The sequence below is a fragment of the Actinospineispora acaciae DSM 45401 genome (assembly GCF_000620785.1).
Lineage (GTDB): Bacteria > Actinomycetota > Actinomycetes > Mycobacteriales > Pseudonocardiaceae > Pseudonocardia > Pseudonocardia acaciae.
This window is the reverse complement of record NZ_JIAI01000008.1, coordinates 253,733-274,971: the sequence shown is the minus strand read 5'-3', so window position 1 is coordinate 274,971 and position 21,239 is coordinate 253,733. Positions and strand designations below refer to the sequence as shown.

Sequence of the window (21,239 nt, the reverse complement as noted above, 5' to 3'; positions counted from 1 at the left end):
CCCACGATGTGAAGGATCTGTGCAGGTCACGACCCGTGAGTGGCTAGGGCCGCTATAGCGACCCTAGCCACTCACGGCTTCCCAGCCGTCGACGTCCGAAGGGCGGCGGGGGCCGGGGCCGATGTACTGGGCGGAGGGGCGGACGAGCTTGCCCTCGCGCTTCTGCTCCAGGATGTGCGCGGACCAGCCGGCGGTGCGGGCGCTGGTGAACATGGCCGGCATCATGTGCGGCGGGACCTCGGCGAAGTCCAGGATCACGGCGGCCCAGAACTCCACGTTCGTCTCGATCGGGTGGTCGGGGCGGCGCTCGCGGAGCTGGGCCAGCGCGGCCTGCTCCAGCGCGCAGGCCACCTCGTAGCGCGGTGCCTTCAGCTCAGCGCAGGTGCGGCGCAGGACGCGGGCGCGCGGGTCCTCGGCGCGGTACACGCGGTGGCCGAAGCCCATCAGCTTCTCGCGGCGGTCCAGGATCCCGCGAACCAGCCCGTCCGGGTCTCCGGTCTTCTCCACCTCGGCGATCATCGGCAGCACCCGGGCCGGCGCGCCGCCGTGCAGCGGGCCGGACATGGCGCCGATCGCGCCGGACAGCGAGGCGGCCACGTCGGCGCCGGTGGAGGCGATCACGCGCGCGGTGAAGGTGGAGGCGTTCATGCCGTGCTCGGCCGCGGACACCCAGTAGGCGTCCACCGCCTTCACGTGGGCCGGGTCCGGCTCGCCGCGCCAGCGGGTCATGAACCGCTCGGTGATCGTCCGGCACTGGTCGATGCGGGACTGCGGCACGGCGGGCTGGCCGATGCCGCGCGCGGACTGGGCGACGTAGGACAGCGCCATCACCGACGCGCGGGCCAGCTGCTCGCGGGCCTCCGGCTCGTCGATGTCCAGCAGCGGGCGGTAGCCCCAGTACGGCGCGAGCATGGCCAGCGCGGCCTGCACGTCCACCCGGACGTCGCCGGTGTGCACCGGGATCGGGAACGGCTCGGCGGGCGGCAGGCCGGGGCCGAAGCGGCCGTCCACCAGCAGCGCCCAGACGTTGCCGAAGGTCACGTGGCCGACCAGGTCCTCGATGTCGACGCCCCGGTAGCGCAGCGCGCCGCCGTCCTTGTCCGGCTCGGCGATCTCGGTGCGGAAGGCCACGTGGCCCTCCAGCCCGGAGCGGAAACCGGGCGGCGGTGGCGGTACCTCGCCGGTGGCGGGGGCGGCGCTGGCGGTTGTAGACACGGGTCCTCCTGTCAACTCCCAACGGCGGTGTGGGGAACCGCTACGCCGCGCTGGGCGGGTGGGCCATGGCGCGTGTCACACGGTTGTGCATACGGTGCTCCGGTCGCGCCGGCCCCGCAATTCCGAGTGCCAGGGATCACGAGCACGGGCGATCGGGTATGCCCAACGTTCATGACAGCGCCACCTCGGCGCGGGCCAGGAAGACGTTGTAGGGGTCCCAGCGGGACACGGTGAAGTAGATGTGGTCGGCGTCCAGTGCGTGCGGGTGCAGGTAGCCGCCGTACAGCCCGGGGTGCTCCCGGCCGGTGAGCAGCGGCTCGCCGTCGCTCCACGGCCCGGTGACGTCGTGCGCGCCGCGCAGCAGCAGCCGCCCGCCGGGGTCGTCCAGGTGCACCATCAGCCACACCCCGAGCCCGGAGTGGTACGCCACGGACAGCTCCCCGGCCGGTCCGTTCGCGACCGGCCGAGAGCGCCGCATGCGGCCCGACCAGCCCGAGCCCGTCCAGTACTCGTACCGCCCGGGCTCGCCGACGCCGGCCGGCTCCACCCTGGCCAGGTACACCGGGCCGTAGCGGCCGTTGCGGGTGCCGAACAGGTACACGTGCGTCTCGTCCCGCGCGAAGCCGCCCATCTGGAACGGGCGCCCGCCGAACAGCGAGTTCCGCCAGCGGGCGCGGCGGTCCTTCGTCCAGGTCCGGCCGCCGTCCTCCGAGCGGGCGATGCCGCCGTAGTTCGTGCGCCACCGTCCCGGCCGGCCCCAGCGGCGCACGGACATGTAATGCATGTACTGCACGCCGTCCACCGCGATGCCGGCCGTCGGGATCACCGTCGACTCGATGCACCAGCGACGGGGGTCGGCGGGCAGGATCTCGGCGGCGTGGCCGGGGGCGTCCTCGATCACCTCGTCGAGGGCCAGCCCGTGGGCCGCGGATGTGCACCGAGCCAGCACGTTGCGGCGGTGGTCCTCGGTGCGGGCGCCGGCCCCCGGCTCGCGCCAGCCCTCGCCGTAGGTGTCGCCGAACGCGGCCAGCACGCCGCCCGCGCCGTCGTCCCACAGGATGCCGAGGTCGGTGGCGAGGAAGCCGAACCGGGTGCCGGTGCGGTTCGGCGAGCCCTCGCCGGTCACCGCCGCGACCACCTCGACCCGTCCGGGCACCACCAACGGAGCAAAACCCATAGTCACAGCCGTACCACACGCACGGATGAGACACATCGGGCTCTGGCGCCGCGACCGCCGCGCGGCCTACGGTCAAAGGTCCGGGTAAAGGGCGGAGGGCGCATGTCGGTGGACCGAGCGGAACGGGTGGGGGCCACCCTCGACGTGGTGGACCTGGCCGAGGGCTGGGACACGCAACTGGTGAACTGGCTGGCCGAGGCCGCCGAGGCCGGTCTGCCCGAACCGAACGGGATGGTGCTGGCCACGGTCGACCCGGACGGGGTACCGTCCACCCGCAGCGTGCTGTGCAAGGGCATCGACGCGCGCGGCATCGTCTTCTTCACCAACTACACCTCGGCGAAGAGCCGCGACCTGCGCTCCAGCCGCCAGGCCTCGGTGACCTTCCCGTGGTACGCGATGCACCGCCAGGTCAACGCGCGCGGCACCGTGGAGGAGGTCAGCCGCGCCGAGACCGCCGCGTACTGGGCCACCCGCCCCCGAGGCTCGCAGCTCGGCGCGTGGGCCTCACCGCAGTCCGCGGTGCTGTCCAGCCGGCAGTCGCTGGACCACTCGCTGGAGGCGACCCGCCGCCGCTTCGCCGACACCGACCAGGTCCCGGTCCCGCCGCACTGGGGCGGCTGGCGGCTGCGCCCGGATCGGGTGGAGTTCTGGCAGGGCCGCCAGGACCGGCTGCACGACAGGTTGGTGTTCGACCGCAACCCCGACCAGCGCTGGACGATCCGCCGCCTCGCGCCGTAGGAAAGTGTCGGATCGGGGCTGAGCCGTTCGTAGCAGGGGTGAGGGGCGCCCACGAGGGCGCGTTCCACACCACCGCAAGGGAGCTACGACCATGAAGTTGACGACCGTCACGCACGTCTCTGTGGACGGCGTGATGCAGGGACTCGGCGGGCGTGACGAGGACCGCGAGGGAGGGTTCGAGCGCGGCGGATGGGCCTTGCCGCTGTTCGACGAGGACGGCGAGACGTTCCTCGGCCAGGTTTTCCAGCGCGCCGACGCGTTCCTGTTCGGCCGGCGGACCTACGAGATCTTCGCCGGCTCCTGGGGAACCGGCTCCTGGGGAACGGACCAGGGCGACAACCCGATCTCGGTGGCGCTGAACACGCGGCCCAAGTACGTGGCATCGACCACCCTCACCGACCCGGGGTGGGCGGACACGACGGCCCTGTCCGGTGACGTCGCGGCCGCCGTCCGCGAGCTGAAGGCCAAGCCGGCGGGCGAGCTGCAGGTGCACGGCAGCGGTGCCCTGGTCCGCTGGCTGTTCGACAACCGGCTCGTCGACGAGATGATCCTGCTCACCTATCCCGTGGTCGTCGGCCAGGGCACGCGGTTGTTTCCCGCCAGCGGCCCGGACGCGGCACTCTCACTCGTCGACTCACGGGCACTGTCGAGCGGCGTGACGATCCAGGTCTACCGGCCGAGTGGGCGCCCTCGGTACGCGAGCTAGACAAGGGATGATCACCAGATGCAGTACCTGGTTTCCGTGATCGACGACAGGACCGGCTCGGCCACGGCGGACGAGATGGCCGCCATCGAGGCGTTCAACGAGCGCCTGCGGGCCGAGGGCCACTGGGTGTTCGCCGGCGGCCTCGCCTCGCCCAGCACCGCCACCGTGATCGACAACCGGGGCGGCGAGGCGCTGTTCACCGACGGGCCGTTCCTGGAGTCCAAGGAGCACATGGCCGGCTTCTGGATCATCGATGCGCCCGACCTCGACGTGGCGCTGCAGCTGGCCTCGGAGGGGTCGAAGCACTGCAACCGGAAGGTCGAGGTGCGGCCGTTCCTGTGAGCGCGGCCGAGGCGGTCACCCGGGCCCACCGCGAGCAGTGGGCCCGGGTGGTCGCCGCCCTGACCAGGCGCTTCGGTGACCTCGACATCGCCGAGGAGGCGGCGGCCGAGGCGTTCGCGACGGCCGTCGAGCGGTGGCCGGCCGACGGCGTACCCCCGAACCCCGGCGCCTGGCTGACCACCACCGCCACCCGCAAGGCCATCGACCGGATCCGGCGCGAGAACAAGCGCGACGACAAGCAGAGGGAGGCCCGGATGGTCCACGACGACGACCCGCCCGAGCCCCTCGGCGCCCTTGATGACGAGCGGCTTCGGCTGATCTTCACCTGCTGTCACCCGGCGCTCGCGATGCAGACCAGGGTGGCGCTGACGCTGCGCATGGTGGGCGGCCTGACCATGCCCGAGATCGCCCGTGCCTTCCTGGTGACCGAGGCCGCCATGGGGCAGCGGATCACCCGCGCGAAGTCCAAGATCAAGGCGGCTCGCATCCCGTATCGGGTGCCGGCCCCGGAGGATCTCCCGGCACGCGTGCGCGGCGTGCTCGCCGTCCTCTACCTGGTCTTCAACGAGGGCTACCTGGCGACCGGCCCGGACACCGATCCGGTACGCCACGACCTGACTGCCGAGGCGATCCGCCTGACCCGCCTGGTCCGAGCCCTCATGCCGACCGACGGCGAGGTGGCCGGCCTGCTCGCGCTGATGCTGCTCACCGAGGCCCGCCGCACCGCCCGGGTCTCGGCCGCCGGCGAGCTGGTCCCCCTCGGCGAGCAGGACCGTTCGGCCTGGGACGCGGGCCTGATTGCCGAGGGCCACCAACTGATGCACGAGCGGCTGGCCTCCGGGGAGGCTCCCGGCCGCTACCAGATCCTGGCCGCGATCAACGCCGTGCACACCTCGGCCCGCGACGTGCGCGACACCGACTGGTCGCAGGTCGTCGCCCTCTACGACCAGCTCGTCCGCCTCGACCCCTCGCCGATCATCGCGCTCAACCGGGCCATCGCGGTCGCCGAGCGCGACGGCCCGGAGGTGGGGCTGGCCGCCGTCGACACTCTCGGGGACAACCTGGCCGGTTACCACGCCTACCACGCCACCCGCGCCGAGCTGCTGCGCCGGCTGGGCGTCGGTCGGGAGTCCCGCGCGGCCTACGACAGGGCCATCGAGCTGGCCGGCAACACCGCCGAGACCGCCTACCTGTCGCGCCGCCGTGCGGCTTTGGGAGATGGGTAGTTTGGCGTGTTAACTAGTTGTCCGTGACGTCAGAGCCGGAGGAGCCTCCAAGTCCCACGACCCCCGCCCGGCAGGCCGGCGCCGGTCGGAGGGTCGGCGTTCGCAACCTGGCCGGCATGCTGCGCGGCGCGTTCGCGGACACCACGCCGCTGCGGACCCTGGAGTTCCGCCGGCTGTGGCTGGCCGGGGTGGTCACGCTGATCGGCGCCCAGCTCACCGCCGTCGCGGTGCCCAAGCAGATCTACGACCTCACCGGGTCGTCCGCCTATGTCGGGCTCACCGGGCTGTTCGGGCTGGTGCCGCTGGTGGTGTTCGGGCTGTGGGGCGGTGCGATCGCGGACGCCATGGATCGCCGGCTGCTGTTGCTGATCACCGGCGCGGGCATCTCGCTGACCTCGGTGGTGCTCTGGATCGTGGCGGCGACCGGGATGCGGTCGGTGTGGCTGGTGCTGGTGGTGTTCGCCGTGCAGCAGGGCCTGCTCGCCATCAACCAGCCGACCCGCAGCGCGGTGCTGCCCCGGATCCTGCCGCCACAGGAGCTGGCCGCCGCGAACGCGCTGGGCATGACGGTGTTCCACTTCGGCGCCATCGTCGGGCCGACCATGGCCGGCGCGCTGCTGCCGCTGTTCGGCCTGCCCACGCTGTACCTGATCGACGCCATCGCGCTGCTGGCCACGCTGTGGGCGGCCTGGAAGCTGCCGCCGATCCCGCCCCAGGACAACGGCGACGGCTCGCGGCGCACCGCCGGGCTGCGCGACGTCATGGCCGGGTTCCGGTACGTGGCCACCCAGAAGGTGCTGCTGGTGTCGTTCCTGGTGGACGTCATCGCGATGGCGTTCGGCATGCCGCGCGCGGTGTTCCCTGAGATGGCCGAGCGGACCTTCCACGACCCGCCCGGCGGCGGCATCGCGCTCGGGCTGCTGTTCGCCTCCATCGCGATCGGGTCGGTGGCCGGCGGGGTGTTCTCCGGCTGGCTGCACCGGACCCGGCGCCAAGGCGTGGCGGTCACCGTGGCGGTCTGCGTCTGGGGGCTCGGGGTGATCGCGTTCGGGCTGTCCTCCGCACTGTGGCTGGCGGTGCTCTGCCTCGCGGTGGCCGGCGCGGCGGACCTGGTCAGCGCGGTGTACCGGTCGACGATGCTGCAGGTTGTGGCCACCGACGAGATGCGCGGGCGGATGCAGGGCGTGTTCGTCGTCGTGGTGGCCGGCGGACCCCGGGTGGCCGACATCTGGCACGGCCCGGCCGCCAGCGGCATCGGCACCGGTCCGGCGTCGGCCTGGGGCGGCGTCGGCGTGGTGGTGTTCACCCTGCTGGTGGTGGCGTTGTTCCCGGCGTTCTGGCGCTACCGCGCGCCGTGAGCGCCCGGCGAACCTCAAGTTCAGCTCAAGCCCCCTCGACACCAAGAGTGACCCTTGCCACACTCTGCGGATGGCGGAGCAAGCGACTGTCCCCGCGCAGCCGGAGCTGAAGCGGGCCATCGGCCCCAAGCTGCTGCTGTTCTTCGTGGTCGGCGACATCCTGGGTACCGGCATCTACGCGCTGACCGGCGACGTGGCCGCCGTGATCGGGGGCGCGCTGTGGATACCGTTCCTGGTCGCGTTCGTGGTGGCGTTCCTCACCGCGTTCAGCTACCTGGAGCTGGTCGGGAAGTACCCGGGCGCGGGCGGCGCGGCGCTGTTCACGCACCGGGCGTTCGGGGTGCAGTTCCTGACCTTCATGGTCACGTTCACGGTGATGAGCTCGGGGGTGACCTCGGCGGCCTCGGCGGCCAAGGCGTTCGGCGACACCTACCTCAAGCAGTTCCTCACCCTGCCGCTGTGGCTGGTGGCGTTCGTGTTCGTGGTCGGGCTCGCGGCCATCAACTTCCGGGGCGTCGGCGAGTCGGTGAAGGCGAACGTGCTGCTCACCTGCGTCGAGGTCAGCGGCCTGGCGATCATCGTCATCGCCGGCTTCTACGCCATCTCCCAGGGCAAGGGCGACGCCAGCCGGCTGGTGCACGTGGACACCTCGGAGAACTCATTCCTGCTGGCCATCACCGCCGCCACCTCGCTGGCGTTCTTCGCCATGGTCGGCTTCGAGGACTCGGTGAACATGGCCGAGGAGACCAAGGACCCGGTCAAGATCTTCCCGAAGGCGATGCTGATCGGCATGGGGGTGGCGGGGTCCATCTACGTGCTGGTCGCGGTCGTGTCCTCGATGGTGCTGCCCACCGCCGAGCTGGCCGGGGCCAAGAGCGGCGCGCTGCTGCGGGTGCTGCAGGTCGGCGCGCCCGGGTTCCCGCTGCAGCTGTTCGGCGCGATCGGGCTGATCGCCGTGATCAACTCCGCCCTGATCAACATGCTGATGGCCAGCCGGCTGCTCTACGGCATGGCCAACGAGCGGGTGCTGCCCAGCGTGTTCGGCACCGTGCACCCGACCCGGCGCACGCCGTGGGTCTCCATCCTGTTCACCAGCGCGATCGCCTACGTGCTGGTGGTCAGCGTGGACCTGAGCGTGCTCGGCGGCACCACCGCGCTGCTGCTGCTCGCGGTGTTCACCATCGTCAACATCGCGGTGCTGGTGCTGCGCAAGGACAAGGTGGCCCACGAGCACTTCAAGGCCCCGACCTGGGCTCCGATCCTCGGCATCGTGTTCTGCGGCTTCCTGGCGACGCCGCTGTCCGGCCGGCCGCTGGTCCAGTTCCTGGTGGCCGGCGCGCTGCTCGCGGTCGGCGTGCTGTTCTGGCTGGTCAACTACCTCGCCGTGGGCCGGGTCAGCTTCGACCCCTCGCACCTGGACGACAGCCGCGACCACCCGCACCCCATCGAGTCCGACGAGCGCCGGGACTGAGGCACCATCCCGGTCAGTACCGGCTCGGGTGCCAGCGGTTCCAGCACTGCTGGAACTTCATGCTCTGCTCGATGAGGAAGGGCGCTCCGGCGGTCGCCTTCCGAGCCAACTCGCCCAGCTCGTAGGCGATGATGTCGCAGGTGTCGTGGTGTGGGTCGCCGAGCGGGTCGGTGTGCCGCTGGAGCGCGGAGATCAGGCGAGTGGGCACCATGAGATCGGTGTCTCCGGGCACGCTGAGCCGGTCACGTGTGGTGGTCCCTTGGTCAGGGCGGGCCAACGGCGCCGCGGTCACCTGAAGCAGCAGCTCGTACCAGCGCTTGGGGTCGGCCGGGTCGAACAGCGCGGTGAGTCGGGTTGCTACCTCGCGCACTCGGCCCAGCGCCAGGTCGTGGTACAGGGTCGCGGTGACGTCGTCGCTGACGGCGGCGGCGTTGCGCAGCAGCTCGTGCGCGCGAGTCCAATCCAAACCGGCCCCGGCGAGGCCGCCGGGGCGAGCCAGCCGGTGGGCGATGGCCCGGCGCGCGAACGGGTGCATCCTCGGCGGCCGCGGCACCCCGTCGTCGAACCGGTGCGTGACCCACAGGTCGCGCTCCCGATATCGGCTGAGCAGTGACCCGCTCGATGGGCTCGCGCCCGCGAGGATCTGGGCGAACCTGGCGTCGGACAGGTCGAGGGCCAGCGCCATCAGCACCACGCCACGGAGCATCGTGTCCGCCCGAGGGCCGAGCACCAAGCCGAGAACGCGGTCGTCGAGGCCCTGCCCGTCCGGACCTGACAGGCCCAGGGTGGCGCGCGGGTCGAGGTCGGGGCTCAGCGTCCCGTCGGGGCCGCGCAGCGCGTCGAGAACCATGCTCAGGCCGGTCGGATGACCGGCGGTGAGCCGGTGCGCGAAGGCCACCGTCGGGAACAGGCCCGGGTCCAGGCCGAGCCGGTCGGCGATAGCCCGCACCTCCGGGCGGTCGGGCTCGGCGGTCGGCGCCACCTCCTCGATCGGGTCCACCCGTACCGGGTAGTAGCGGCTTCCGCCCCGGGCGGCTCGCTGCGCTGACCAGCGGCTGATTGACGCCTCGCCGAGTGCGTCCGGCCGCCAGCTCGTCGGGTGCTCGGCCGCGGCCGGCGGGAACCGCTGATGCGACGCGGCCACCACCAGGAGCGGTCCCGAGTTGTCCTCCAACCCGGAAAGCGTGCCGAGGAAGCGGCTGAGCGACGGCGTACCGACGTTGTCCAGCAGCACGACCGCGTTGGTCCGACGCGCATTCCAGCCCAGCGTGGCTTCGAACTCGTGCCGCAGGTCCGCGACGAAGGCCCGACACAGCACCTCGTCGACCGAATCGCGGTTGCCCAGAAACTCCTGAATCGACAGTTCCACCAGGCCATCGGCCGGATCCTGGAAGTGCAGGTCAAGGATGTCTCGGTACCACGTCATGGCGGTACCCCGCAGCAATCGCTGCGTACGGGTGATTTCCATCAGGCCATCCACGGCCAGACCGACGGCGCCCGTCACTGGGGCGTCCAGGTCGGCGACGTCGGCGATCGCCGCCGCCGACTCCCGCAACCAGTGTCGGCCCTCGCTCCGGTTCCGCAGCCTCTGGTTGAACAAGTCCCGGCGGACGTCTCGAGCAGCGGCGCCCGAGTCGAGGTCGAGTGGCTCTCGAACCGCCGCCATGCCGAGGAAGAAGCGCGGAAAGCGGGCCCGACCGAATCCTTCGGCCTTATACGCCAGTTGGAATGCGAGCCGGCTCGCCACCTGATGCGGCCGGAGCCTGGCCGGGAGTCGCTCGCCATCGAGGAAGGCACGTGGTCCTGGCCAGTCGTCGACGGTTCGCAGGTGCCGGAGCAGCTCGGAGTTCCCCGAGCCGCGAGACCCCCACAAGACGACGATCGGCAGGTCATTGGGATCGCCCTCGGGTCGGTGACGGGTCGCGAAGGCACGAACCAGTCGGTCCAACTCCGCCGTCGGGCCGTTCCGTCCTGCCGTTGGCACGGGCTGCGCAGATCGTCTCGGCCTGGGCGGACGCAGCTCAGGGCCGGACGCCGAGGCGGTTCGTGTTCGGATGCGAAACGTTCCATCCGGGCGCATCTCGGACCGCCGTCTGATCTCGGCGGCGCGGTCGTTCGGCCACTTTGTCTCGGTGTTCCACCTGACCCCGTCCAGCACCGCGTCGGCGAGACTCGTCCAGGTGAGATCGGCGCCCATCAGGTTGGCGCGCGTGAGGCTGGCCCTCGCCAGATGGGCACGAGCGAGATCGGCACGAGCGAGATTGGCTCGGCTGAAGTTCGCGCGTGCCAGGTCGGCATCGTGGAGCCGGGCGCCGGTGAGGTCGGCGCCCGCGAAGGTGGCGCCACGCAGCGACGCACCGGCGAGGTTGGCGTTGACGAGGCGCCTGCCCGCGAAGTTGGTGCGATCCAGGTCGGCGTCGGAGAGGTTGGCGCCGGTGAAGTCGTCCCGGGTCAGGTCCGGGACACGGCGCGGTGTGTCGGGATCATCCGGCCCCGGTGAGGCTGCCGAAGAACCGTTGAACGCCGGGCTGTTTCGCGCCAGCGCCGCCAGGAGCTGTTGGGTGAAGCTGGCGTCGCTCTTCACGGGCTTCGGCGGGTATGGCCGGGTCAGCGCCGCCCACAGCTGAGAGCCGAAGCTACGCCCGTTCACTTCTTCGAGCCCGCCGTTTCGTTCGAGTCCGGTGGGGATCGCCTGGCCATCTGCTCGATCACCAGCGGCGCGGCGACGCCCAACGCGATCGCGCCCAGCGGACCGCTGACCTGGTTGGAGTACGACGCCGCCAACGCTAGTCCGAAACCGAGACCGATGCGGATCAGTACCGAGACGAGCAGCGGAAACGCGGCCGGCTCGCCCTTGACCCGCCATGGGAAGTCCTTGCAGCGCTTGATGGCCCCGTGGAACTGGACAGCCTCGATCATCAGCCCACCGCCGGCTCCCCAGAGCGCGGCTATCCAGTGGTTCATCGAACCCCCCACGCGATACCGGCCGATCAGCGCCGGCGCGGACGGGCGATTGCGCTGCCGGTGGTCGACACGGTGCCGGACAGCTTGCCAGACTGCCGGTCGTGGTGAGACTGGATCTAGTCGACTGCTCAACAAGGTCCGCATCGGACGGACATTCGTGATCGTCGTGGGTGGGGAGGCGCTGGTTGACCTGGTGCCGGCCCCGGGGACCCGCGACGCCGGCGGGCCGTTGCTGCCGCGCTGGGGCGGCGGGCCGTACAACGTGGCGGTGGCGCTCGGGCGGTTGGGCGTGCCGGCGGCGTTCCTGTCGCGGGTGTCGACCGACCCGTTCGGCGAGGCGATGGTGGAGCGGCTGCGGCTGGCCGGGGTGAGCACGGACCTGCTGCAGCGCGGGCCGGAGCCGTCCACCCTGGCGGTGGTCGGGCTGGATCCGTCCGGGGCGGCGCGGTACGGGTTCTACACCGACGGCACCGCCGACCGGCTGGTGACCGACCCCGGGCCGCTGCCGGCGGGCACCGAGGCGGTGGCGCTGGGCACGTTGTCGCTGGTGCTCGAACCGGGGGCCAGCGCGTACGAGGCGGTGCTGCGCCGCGAGGCCGAGGCCGGGCGGTTGGTCAGCCTTGACCCGAACATCCGGCGCGACCTGATCGCCGACCCGGACGCCTACCGGGCGCGGTTCCGCTCGTGGCTGCCGTCGGTCGGGCTGCTCAAGCTGTCCGACGAGGACGCCGCCTGGCTGGACATGCGCCGCCCGGAGGAGTGGCTGCGGGCCGGGGTCGGCGCGGTGGTGATCACCCGGGGCGCCGAGGGGCTGACCGCCGTGACACCGGCCGGGACGATCAACGTGCCCGGTATCTCCACAGTGGTGGTGGACACAATCGGCGCGGGTGACAGCGCGCACGCCGCGTTGCTGGCCAGGCTGCACGCGCACCGGGCGCTGGACCGGGGCAGGCTCGCTGACCTGGACTCCCAGGCCTGGCGCGACGTGCTGGAGTTCGCCGCCGAGGCCGCCGCCCGTACCTGCGCCCGCCCGGGGGCCGAGCCACCGACCTCCGCCGAGCTGAGACCGGGCGTTCGTGCGGTTCCTCTCACCAAGCCGAATGGGGCCAACAGGCACTAGTTTGGGCCTTGAACCCTAAAGCGTCATCCGAGTGTGAGAGGGAACCTCCACATGAGTTCTTCCGATGCCCCCGACACCGCTGTCCTGACGTACCCGGGTGGCGAGTACGAGATGTCGATCGCCGGAGCGACAGAGGGCTCTCCGGCCGTCGAGCTGGGCAAACTGCTGAGTACCACCGGGCTGGTGACCCTGGACAACGGCTACGGCAACACCGCCGCCTGTGCGTCACAGATCACGTACATCGATGGGGACGCGGGTATCCTGCGTTACCGCGGTTACCCCATTGAACAGCTCGCCGAGCACTCCACTTTCGCCGAGACCAGCTACCTTCTCATTTACGGTGAGCTGCCCACTCAGGCCGAGCTCGACTCGTTCAAAAGAAAGATCAGCCGCCACACCCTGCTGCACGAGGACCTCAAGCGGTTCTTCGACGGCTTCCCGCGCGACGCGCACCCCATGCCGGTGCTGTCCAGCGCGGTCTCCGCCCTGTCCACGTTCTACCAGGACAGCCTGGACCCGTTCGACGCCGACGCCGTGGAGCTGTCCACCGTGCGGCTGCTGGCCAAGGTGCCCACCATCGCCGCGTACGCCTACAAGAAGTCGATGGGCCAGCCGTTCCTCTACCCGGACAACTCGCTGGGCGCGGTGGAGAACTTCCTGCGCCTGACCTTCGGTTTCCCCGCCGAGCCCTACGAGGTCGACCCCGAGCTGGCCAGGGCGCTGGACGTGCTGTTCATCCTGCACGCCGACCACGAGCAGAACTGTTCGACGTCCACCGTCCGGATGGTGGGATCGTCGCAGGCCAACCTGTTCGCGTCCGTCTCGGCGGGCATCAACGCGCTGTTCGGGCCGCTGCACGGCGGGGCCAACCAGGCCGTGCTGGAGATGCTCGAGCGCATCCGCACGGTGGAGAACGGCGACATCGACACGTTCATCGAGCGGGTCAAGAAGCGCGAGCACGGCGCCCGGCTGATGGGCTTCGGCCACCGGGTGTACAAGAACTACGACCCGCGCGCGAAGATCGTCAAGCAGAGCGCGGACGAGGTGCTCAAGAAGCTCGGCGTGTCGGACCCGCTGCTGGACATCGCGAAGGCGCTGGAGGAGCGGGCGCTGGCCGACGAGTACTTCATCGAGCGCAAGCTCTACCCGAACGTGGACTTCTACACGGGCCTGATCTACCGGGCGATGGGCTTCCCGACCAGGTTCTTCACCGTGCTGTTCGCGCTCGGGCGGGTGCCGGGCTGGATCGCGCACTGGCGGGAGATGATGACCGACCCGCAGACCAAGATCGGCCGCCCGCGCCAGCTCTACACCGGGCACGGCGAGCGCCCGTACGTTCCGGTCACCCAGCGCTAGTCACGTGGGTGGCGAGTGCGGTGACAACCCGCACTCGCCATTCACGGGTTCGCGGCGGCCGGTAGCGGGGTCCGTTCGCGGGCCTGCCACCAGCGGTGGACGAGCAGGCCGGCGCCGACGCCGACCAGGCCGCCGAGCGCGTTGGCCATCCAGTCGGCGGGCGTGCACTGGCGGCCGTTGATCGACGTCTGGGCCAGCTCGATCGCGGCCGGGAGCAGCAGCATCAGCGCGGCCGGCCACGCCACCCGGCGACAGGCCAGCACCAGCGTGAAACCGAGCGGGACCAGCAGGCCGACGTTCAGCAGGCTCTCCACGCTGTCGCCGACCTTGCCGGCGGAGCGCCCGAGGTCGGCCCAGTCGGCCGGCAGGCATTCGGCGAGCGTGCGGCGGTTGCGCGAGCGGCCGCCCCGGGGCGAGACGGTCAGGGCGAGCGCGGCGGCCAGCGACAGCAGCGCGCCCAGGGTGGGCCACCGCCGCCAGCCGGTGCGCCGGGCCAGCCACCGCCAGCTCAGCAGGCACACGCCGATCCCGAGCACGGTGAATACGGCCGTCCACTTGGTGATCGGGATGGTTCCGCGCAGGCGGGCGGCTTCCACGAGCTCGTACATCACTACCTAGTTTGCTGGGTACCGGCCGGGGCCTTGAGTGAGTGTGCTCACAAGGTGCGGCCGTGGACCAGGCGGGTGAGCGGGTCTCCGAGGGCGATGCGGTGCTCGTCCAGCTCGATCCACAACGGCCCGCCGAACGGCGCGCGCTCCAGCACGGTGATCGTCACGCCGGGCCGTACCCCCAGCTCGGCCAGGTAGCGCAGCGCGTCGCTGTCCCGGTCGTAGACCCGCTCGACCTGGAACCGCGCGCCCTGGCCGGCGCTGTCCAGCCGCTGCCCCCAGCGCTCCTCGTGCCCGCCCCTGCTGGGCGGGATCGGGTCGCCGTGCGGGTCGGAGGTGGGGTGTTCGAGCAGGTTGTCCAGCCGTGACATCAGCCGGTCGGACAGCGCGTGTTCGAGCAGGTCCGCCTCGTCGTGCACCTCGTCCCAGGACATGCCGAGCTGGCGGACCAGGAACGTCTCCAGCAGCCGGTGCGCCCTGACCACCCGCTGGGCATGCTCGCGCCCGTGCTCGGTGAGGAGCACGCCGTGGTCGCCGGTGCGTTCCACCAGCCCGTGCTCGACCAGCCGCTTCAGCATGGTGGACACCGTCGGCGCGGTGACCTGCAGTTCTTCGGCCACGGCGGAGGTACTCGCCGGCTCGCCCCGCCCGGACAGCACGAAGATCGTCCGCAGGGTGTCCTCGACCGCGTCGGTGTGAGTGAGCTGACAACAGCTCGGCGACCTGTGGTCGCGGCGTTTGGTAGCTCTACCCTGGGACATTAGATACGCCTAACATGCTGTCTAAGTGACGCCGAGGTCCGGGCGCTTTCGCGAACCGTACTGGTCAATGATCGCACCGCGTCGGCCGGAGCCGAGGAGGTACACGGCAGGTGGACGACACCCGGGCGGCCGCTGCCGCCGATGCGCGCCCGCTGCTGCACGAGCTGCGCGGCCGGGGCAGGGTCCGTGGCGTCGTGGCGCTGCTCGGGCCCGCGTTCGTGGCCGCCGTCGCCTACATCGACCCCGGCAACTTCGCCACCAACTTCACCGCCGGCGCGCACTACGGCTACACCCTGGTCTGGGTGATCGTGGCGGCCAACCTGATGGCCATGCTGGTGCAGTACCTGTCCGCCAAGACCGGGGTGGCCACCGGGCGCGACCTGCCCGAGCTGTGCCGCGAGCACCTGCCGCGACCGGTCTCCCGTGGGCTGTGGGTGCAGGCCGAGCTGATCGCGATGGCCACCGACCTCGCCGAGTTCGTCGGCGCGGCGGTCGGGCTTAACCTGCTGTTCGGCGTGCCGTTGTTCACCGCCGGACTGATGACCGCCGTGGTCGCGTTCGCCATCCTGGCCCTGGAGCAGCGCGGCTACCGGCGCTTCGAGCTGGCCATCACCGGGCTGCTGGGCATCGTGTTCCTCGGGTTCGCGTACGACCTGCTGGTGGTCGGCGCGTCCGCGCGGGAGGCCGCGGCCGGGCTGGTGCCGGGGTTCGCCGGCTCGGACAGCGTGCTGCTGGCCGCCGGGATCATCGGCGCCACCGTGATGCCGCACGTGGTGTACCTGCACTCGGCGTTGACCAAGAACCGGGTCCACGTCCGCGACGACGACGAGCGGCGGGAGATGCTGCGCTTCGCCCGGCTGGACGTGTTCGTGGGCCTCGGCGCGGCCGGCGTGATCAACCTGTCGATGCTGTTCATCGCGGCCTCGCTGTTCTCCGGCACGCCGCACGCCGACGTGGACTCCATCGAGGCCGCGCACGCCGGGCTCGGCCAGCTGGTCGGCGGCGCCGCGGCGCTGGCGTTCGCGATGGCGCTGCTCGCCTCCGGGCTGTCGTCCTCGTCGGTAGGGACGTACGCCGGCCAGGTCGTCATGCAGGGCTTCATCCGCCGTCGCATCCCGCTGTTCCTGCGTCGCGGCCTGACCATGCTGCCCGCGCTGATCGTGCTCGGGCTGGGCCTGCCGACCACCGACAGCCTGGTCGTCTCCCAGGTCGTGCTGTCGTTCGGCATCCCGTTCGCGCTGGTACCGATGGTGCTGCTGACGCGGCGCCGGGACGTGATGGGCGCGCTGGTCAACCGCCCGATCACCACGGCCGCCGCCACCCTCATCGCCGCCGTGATCATCACCCTGAACGTCTACCTGCTCTGGGACCTGTTCGCCGGCGTCGGCGGCTGAGCGGCCGCCGGCGCCGGCACACGAGGTCAGCTAGCACTCATAGCTCACGATGTCGATCGTCTGGTTGTTGTCGATCTTCTTCCAGCCGGATCCCTTGGACGTTGTCGTTCCCGGGACGCGAACCCCCGGTGTTCTCTCGGCGACATTGGGCGAGGTGGTGTAGGAGTATCGACAGCCTGGTTCGATGTAGAAGCCGTCTGTGTCCGCGTAAGGAGACTTCTGGCCCGGCGGAACGTTCGTCATGGGCCCGCAACCCTTGTACCCGTCCTCGCAGAAGCTGTCGGAGACTCGGACCGGCCTGTTGCTCGAGTTCTTCAGCGCGCCACACAGCAACCCTGTGTCAAGCGCACACTCATCCGCGTACGCCTTCCCGGGAGTCGCATAAACGCACAGCGCCGTGGTAAGCACGGCGAGCGCCAACAGACCGCCCACCCGATGGCTTCGGTGTGTCATTATGAACGTTTCCTTATCATTCCTGTAAGTTCGTATAACGAACGCGTCGGTTGGAATCAGAATTGCCACCCGCTGGAACGAGCTCGCCATGGGAAGGTTACGTACTTTCGGCGGTTCCGTTGTGGATGATGCCAATGCGGCAAATGGGAACGACGCTATTGTTGTTAGCATTGATTACGGTCGTGCGGCGGCATTCGGCCCTGGCCGCGGTGATCGCCCGGCCCTGCCGACGGTGCGCGGTCGGGCCCGCGTCGGACGCCGAGGCGCCCGGCGCGTTATCAGGCAGGGCCGCCAGCGGTTGCGTGCGTCCGATCGATCGCCTAGCGTGCCTCCCACCTGCGGGGGAGGGGTGGGAGGCATGGCTAGTTCCGAATCTACGGCGTCATCATCGGGTCAGTCGACACAGGTCGACGAGGCCACGGTCCGCAAGGCGGTCGGTGCCGCCGCGATGGGAAACCTTGTCGAGTGGTTCGACTACGGCATCTACAGCTACGTGGCGGTCATTATCGCCACCCAGTTCTTCCCGGGTGGCGACCCGAAGTCGAACCTGCCGCTCACGTTCGCGCTGTTCATGGTGGCGTACCTGGTCCGTCCGCTCGGCGGCACGATTCTCGGCCCGCTCGGTGACCGCATCGGTCGCAAGCGCGTGCTTGCCCTGACGATCGTGGTGATGTCGGCGGCGAGCTTCGTCATCGGGTTCCTGCCGACCTTCCAGATGGTTGGGTGGCTGGCGCCGTCGTTGCTGGTCGTGGCAAGGCTCGTGCAGGGCTTCGCCACCGGGGGTGAGTACGGCGGCGCCGCCGCGTTCATCGCCGAGTATGCGCCGGACCGCAAGCGCGGCTTCTACTGCAGCTTCCTCGAGTTCGGCACGACCGGCGGGTTCGTGCTCGCCGCCGGCATGGTCACCACCCTGCAGTTCGCGCTCCCGCCCGAGGCAATGAGCGCCTGGGGGTGGCGGATTCCGTTCCTGATCGCCGGGCCGCTCGGCCTGGTGGGCCTCTACCTACGGTCCAAGCTGGAGGACACTCCGGCTTTCCAGCAGCTCGAGCAGGAGGCGCACATCGCCGAGTCTCCGCTCAAGGAACTGCTGACCCACCACTGGCGCCCGGTTCTCCAGTGCATGGGCCTGGTGCTTTTCTACAACGTGGCGGTCTACGCCGTGCTGTTCTACATGCCGTCGTATCTCCAGGTGACCCTGAAGCTGCCGGAGACGGAGGCGTTGCTGTACGTCCTGGCGATGATGCTGCTCATCATGTTCGTCATCGTCCCGGTCGGTTCGCTTTCCGACCGGATCGGCCGGAAGCCACTGATCCTCGCGTCCGCCATTGGCTTCATCGTGCTCTCGTACCCGGCGTTCCTGCTGCTCGGCCAGGGCACTGTCGGCTCGACGGTCGGCGGGCTGGTCATCCTCGGGCTGCTGCTGGTGATGTTGCTGGGCACGATGTCGGCGACGTTGCCGGCGCTGTTCGAGACCGAGGTCCGGTACGGCGGCTTCTCGATCGGCTACAACTTCTCCACCTCGCTCTTCGGTGGCACCGCGCCGTTCATGATGTCGCTGCTGGTGGAGGAGATGGGAAGCGTGACGCTGCCCGGCGTCTACATCGCCGTGGCAACCGTCATCTCGTTCGCCTCGGTGCTGATGTTGCGAGAGAGCGCCCGGCGGCCGCTGCCGGGGGCGAAGGCCAACGTCATGAGCCCGCACGTGGCGCCGGCCTAGAACGAAGGTCACACCTCGTCGGCGTCCAGCCCGTCGTGGGGCGCCGGGACGCCGCCGAGGGCGCGGGCGGCGAGCTGGTCGACGTCGGCGCAGCGCACGGGCGCGCCGTCGACCAGGAGGGGCGCGCGGATCTCGGCGGCGCCGAGGTAGCACAGCGGGCGGTCCACGACCGCGCCGTCGGAGGTCCGCACCCGGCCGGTGCGCAGCCTGGCCAGCCGGTAGCGGACGCCGCGTCCCTCGCAGCGGTCCAGCACGGCGAGCTGGTCCTCGGTGGCCAGCCACACACAGTGCCGTTCGGTCACGCCCGGCGCGGCGGCCAGCACCGCCGGGCGCTGGCCGTCACGGGCGCGCAGGCCGGCCGCCCAGACCGCCGCGACGCCCTCGGTCACCGCGTCGAGCACCACCACCGGGCCGGCCAGCCCCAGCTCCGCGCGCAGCCAACTGATCTTCGAGGGGCAGCGGTTGGAGCCGTACGCGAGCACCGGCAGCCGCCCGGCCAGCGGCGCCGCGCCGCGGGCGACCAGCCATTCGTCCAGGCCGTTCGGGCCGACGAGCCAGCCGGCCGGCCCGGAGCGCAGGACGTGCCCGACCGCGTCGAGGTGCACGAACGAGCGATTGGGCACGGCGCCGGGGTAGGGGTCCGCCGGGTACTCGGCGTCGGTGAAACTCTCGATCTCGGACGACACGCCCAACTACGCTAGCCGGATGGGCGCGATGACGGTGGGGGCCGAGTTGTCGCCGCGTGCTGAATGACGCGCGCCGCGGGGATCCGCAGCGCGTCGTTCCGGCTGTTGTTGGTCGCATCGGTGATCGGTATCGGCGGCTACGCGATGCTGCTGCCGGTGGTGCCGCTGTGGGCCGCGCGCGGGGGTTCGGGGACGTTCGGGGCCGGCGCGAGCACCGGGGTGTTCATGCTGGTCACGGTGTTGACCCAGCTCGCGGTGCCGTGGGTGCTGCGCCGGGTCGGGCACGGGTGGGCGCAGGCCGTCGGGCTGGTGCTGCTGGGCGGGCCGGCGCCGTTGTTCGCCCTGTCCCCCGGGTTGGCGCCGGTGCTCGCGCTGAGCGCGGTGCGGGGCGTCGGGTTCGGGCTGGTCACGGTGGTCGGTGTGGCGCTGGTGGCGGAGCTGACGCCGCCGGCCGAGCGAGGTCGGGCGTCCGCGTTGCAGGGCATGGCGGTCGGGCTGCCGCAGCTGGCCTGGATGCCGGTCGGGGTCGGCATGGTGGACGCGTTCGGGTTCGAGCTGGTGTTCCTGCTGGCGGCGGCCCCGGTGCTGGCCGCGCTGCTGGTGCCGTTCATCCGGGTCCGCCCGGGTGCCGGGAGGCCCGCCGAGCCGTCGGCGGGGGCGGCACGGCCCGAGCAGCGGTCGGAGTCCTCGCTGCGGGGCACGGTCGGTCCGGTGCTGGCCATGCTGGCCTGCGCGGTCGCTCAGGGCGGGCTGATCACGTTCCTGCCGTTGGCCATCGGCGGTGCCGGGTTGGTGGTGCCGCTCGCGTTGTTCGGCACCACCGGCGGGGTGCTGGTCGGGCGGTTGGTGGCCGGTGAGCTGGTGGACCGGCGCGGGCTGGGCGGGCGGTTGCTCGGCCCCGGGGTGCTGATCGCGCTGGTCGGCATGCTCGCCGAGGTGTGCGCGGCCGGTGCGGGTACGGCGGTGTTGGTGATCGCCGGGGCCACGGTGGTCGGCATCGGGTTCGGGCTGGTGCAGAACGACTCGCTGGTGGCCATGTTCGCGGCCGCCGGCCCGGCCCGGTACGGCGCCGCCAGTGCGCTGTGGAACATCGCCTACGACGGCGGTACCGGGATGGGTGCGGTGGGGCTGGGCGCGGTGGCCGAGCCGTTCGGGTTCCGGGCCGCCTTCGGGGTGGCCGCGCTGGCGCTCGCGCTCGTCGCACCGGCCGCCTTCCGGCGGCGGCGTTCAGGCCGGGCTCACAACCGGAAGGCCGTGTGACGCGGCGGCGGCCAGCAGCCGGTCGTCGTAGCTGAGCAGGCTGTCGATGTCGTCGCGGAGCAGCAGCGCGGTGGCCAGGTGGATGGCGTCAAGCGAGCGGAGCAGCGGATCCGGCAACCGGCTGGCAGACTCGATCACGGTGTCGGAGATCTCGATCTGGGTGACGTCACGCAGCATCAGATCGAGCCGAGGCAGGCGCCTCGGTACCTGCCGGAGAGCGGCGCGCCGAGCCTCCACCGAGAGCAACTTGCTGGACGCAAACTCCGGCCGGCCGAGGTCGCGCAGATAGTCGGTGAGCGGTCGCGACTCGTCCTCATCCTTGACGAGCTTCATGAACGCCGAGGTATCGATGTAGATCAATACCTCTCCTCGTCGCGCATCTCGAGCAGCGTCTCCGACAGCGACTTCTCGCCAGGTTCGCTCGGAGGCGGTGGCAGGTGATCCATCAAGTTGCCGGCAGCCATCCTGACCTGGCCGGCCGCCTTGAGACGCTCGAACATCGAGGTCGGCTCGTCCGCCGGCACGAGGTAGGCGACCAGCTTGCCCCGCTCGGTGACGGGGACACGCTGGCCCGCCTTGGCCATCGCAACGTACCGCGAGGCGTGTTGGCGCAGCTCGCGGATGCCGATGGTCTGGGCGTTCGGCGCCGGCTCGTGCATGGCGCCCAAGGTAGCACTTCAGGTGCTA

General features: G+C 70.9%; 21 protein-coding genes. 11 read left to right on the top strand and 10 right to left on the bottom strand.

The annotated features are described in order from the left end of the window. Positions 1-63 precede the first annotated feature (63 nt). Positions 64-1,215 (bottom strand): citrate synthase 2, encoded by a 1,152-nt coding sequence (locus N912_RS0131485; protein ID WP_028925525.1) that lies wholly within the window; start codon positions 1,213-1,215, stop codon positions 64-66. A gap of 169 nt (positions 1,216-1,384) precedes the next feature. Continuing rightward, a complete protein-coding gene (locus tag N912_RS0131480) occupies positions 1,385-2,392 on the bottom strand; it encodes a glycoside hydrolase family 183 protein (protein ID WP_051581069.1) in 1,008 nt (335 codons plus the stop codon). A gap of 102 nt (positions 2,393-2,494) precedes the next feature. On the opposite strand from N912_RS0131480, the gene pdxH reads away from it, so the two are divergent. From pdxH to N912_RS55890, 6 genes are all read left to right on the top strand, one after another. Next, positions 2,495-3,130 carry a pyridoxamine 5'-phosphate oxidase gene (pdxH, locus tag N912_RS0131475; RefSeq protein ID WP_051581068.1) on the top strand — a complete coding sequence of 212 codons (636 nt, stop codon included), beginning with the start codon at positions 2,495-2,497 and terminating at the stop codon, positions 3,128-3,130. Between the two features lie 91 nt (positions 3,131-3,221). Beyond that, positions 3,222-3,836, top strand: a complete 615-nt coding sequence (locus tag N912_RS0131470; RefSeq protein ID WP_028925522.1) for a dihydrofolate reductase family protein — start codon at positions 3,222-3,224, stop codon at positions 3,834-3,836. An 18-nt stretch (positions 3,837-3,854) separates the two neighbouring features. After that, a complete protein-coding gene (locus N912_RS0131465; protein ID WP_028925521.1) occupies positions 3,855-4,178 on the top strand; it encodes a YciI family protein in 324 nt (107 codons plus the stop codon). Further along, positions 4,175-5,404, top strand: a complete 1,230-nt coding sequence (locus tag N912_RS0131460) for an RNA polymerase sigma factor (protein ID WP_028925520.1) — start codon at positions 4,175-4,177, stop codon at positions 5,402-5,404. The genes N912_RS0131465 and N912_RS0131460 overlap by 4 nt, the downstream gene beginning before the upstream one ends. A gap of 116 nt (positions 5,405-5,520) precedes the next feature. Next, complete coding sequence (locus N912_RS0131455; protein ID WP_037067523.1) at positions 5,521-6,762, top strand: MFS transporter; 1,242 nt, start codon at positions 5,521-5,523, stop codon at positions 6,760-6,762. Between the two features lie 70 nt (positions 6,763-6,832). Beyond that, entirely contained in the window at positions 6,833-8,233 is a 1,401-nt protein-coding gene (locus N912_RS55890) for an APC family permease (RefSeq protein WP_051581067.1), read from the top strand. A gap of 13 nt (positions 8,234-8,246) precedes the next feature. Here the strand turns inward: N912_RS55890 and N912_RS62530 are convergent, their stop codons facing one another. Further along, entirely contained in the window at positions 8,247-10,817 is a 2,571-nt protein-coding gene (locus N912_RS62530; RefSeq protein ID WP_169747992.1) for a pentapeptide repeat-containing protein, read from the bottom strand. Positions 10,818-10,879: 62 nt separating this feature from the next. Continuing rightward, positions 10,880-11,152, bottom strand: a complete 273-nt coding sequence (locus N912_RS65965) for a hypothetical protein (RefSeq protein ID WP_169747991.1) — start codon at positions 11,150-11,152, stop codon at positions 10,880-10,882. 202 nt (positions 11,153-11,354) lie between these two features. Between N912_RS65965 and N912_RS55880 the strand changes: the two genes are divergently transcribed. Together N912_RS55880 and N912_RS0131425 are read left to right on the top strand one after the other, a co-directional pair. Beyond that, the gene (locus tag N912_RS55880) at positions 11,355-12,317 is read left to right on the top strand and encodes a carbohydrate kinase family protein (RefSeq protein WP_051581064.1); all 963 of its coding nucleotides are present in this window, start codon (positions 11,355-11,357) and stop codon (positions 12,315-12,317) included. 51 nt (positions 12,318-12,368) lie between these two features. Continuing rightward, on the top strand, positions 12,369-13,673 hold the full coding sequence (locus tag N912_RS0131425; protein WP_037067521.1) for a citrate synthase: 1,305 nt from the start codon (positions 12,369-12,371) through the stop codon (positions 13,671-13,673). Positions 13,674-13,714: 41 nt separating this feature from the next. Here the strand turns inward: N912_RS0131425 and N912_RS55875 are convergent, their stop codons facing one another. Then, a complete protein-coding gene (locus tag N912_RS55875; RefSeq protein WP_037067518.1) occupies positions 13,715-14,281 on the bottom strand; it encodes a VanZ family protein in 567 nt (188 codons plus the stop codon). Between the two features lie 47 nt (positions 14,282-14,328). Beyond that, positions 14,329-15,042 carry a metal-dependent transcriptional regulator gene (locus N912_RS55870; protein WP_084211374.1) on the bottom strand — a complete coding sequence of 238 codons (714 nt, stop codon included), beginning with the start codon at positions 15,040-15,042 and terminating at the stop codon, positions 14,329-14,331. A 110-nt stretch (positions 15,043-15,152) separates the two neighbouring features. Between N912_RS55870 and N912_RS0131410 the strand changes: the two genes are divergently transcribed. Further along, entirely contained in the window at positions 15,153-16,436 is a 1,284-nt protein-coding gene (locus N912_RS0131410; RefSeq protein ID WP_425415332.1) for an Nramp family divalent metal transporter, read from the top strand. A gap of 30 nt (positions 16,437-16,466) precedes the next feature. On the opposite strand, the gene N912_RS63930 is transcribed toward N912_RS0131410, so the two are convergent. Further along, positions 16,467-16,979, bottom strand: coding sequence for a hypothetical protein (locus N912_RS63930; RefSeq protein WP_156994168.1), 513 nt, complete (start codon positions 16,977-16,979; stop codon positions 16,467-16,469). On the opposite strand from N912_RS63930, the gene N912_RS0131400 reads away from it, so the two are divergent. Further along, entirely contained in the window at positions 16,978-18,606 is a 1,629-nt protein-coding gene (locus tag N912_RS0131400; RefSeq protein ID WP_245645534.1) for an MFS transporter, read from the top strand. The two genes, N912_RS63930 and N912_RS0131400, sit on opposite strands and share 2 nt — an antisense overlap. A gap of 8 nt (positions 18,607-18,614) precedes the next feature. Here the strand turns inward: N912_RS0131400 and N912_RS0131395 are convergent, their stop codons facing one another. After that, a complete protein-coding gene (locus N912_RS0131395) occupies positions 18,615-19,292 on the bottom strand; it encodes a hypothetical protein (protein WP_037067515.1) in 678 nt (225 codons plus the stop codon). A 63-nt stretch (positions 19,293-19,355) separates the two neighbouring features. Between N912_RS0131395 and N912_RS0131390 the strand changes: the two genes are divergently transcribed. Next, positions 19,356-20,552: an MFS transporter gene (locus N912_RS0131390; protein ID WP_028925512.1), complete on the top strand. Its 1,197-nt coding sequence runs from the start codon at positions 19,356-19,358 to the stop codon at positions 20,550-20,552. On the opposite strand, the gene N912_RS0131385 is transcribed toward N912_RS0131390, so the two are convergent. Further along, complete coding sequence (locus N912_RS0131385) at positions 20,520-20,912, bottom strand: type II toxin-antitoxin system VapC family toxin (protein ID WP_028925511.1); 393 nt, start codon at positions 20,910-20,912, stop codon at positions 20,520-20,522. The two genes, N912_RS0131390 and N912_RS0131385, sit on opposite strands and share 33 nt — an antisense overlap. After that, the gene (locus N912_RS55865) at positions 20,909-21,211 is read right to left on the bottom strand and encodes a type II toxin-antitoxin system Phd/YefM family antitoxin (protein ID WP_037067512.1); all 303 of its coding nucleotides are present in this window, start codon (positions 21,209-21,211) and stop codon (positions 20,909-20,911) included. The genes N912_RS0131385 and N912_RS55865 overlap by 4 nt, the downstream gene beginning before the upstream one ends. Between the last annotated feature and the right edge of the window lie 28 nt (positions 21,212-21,239).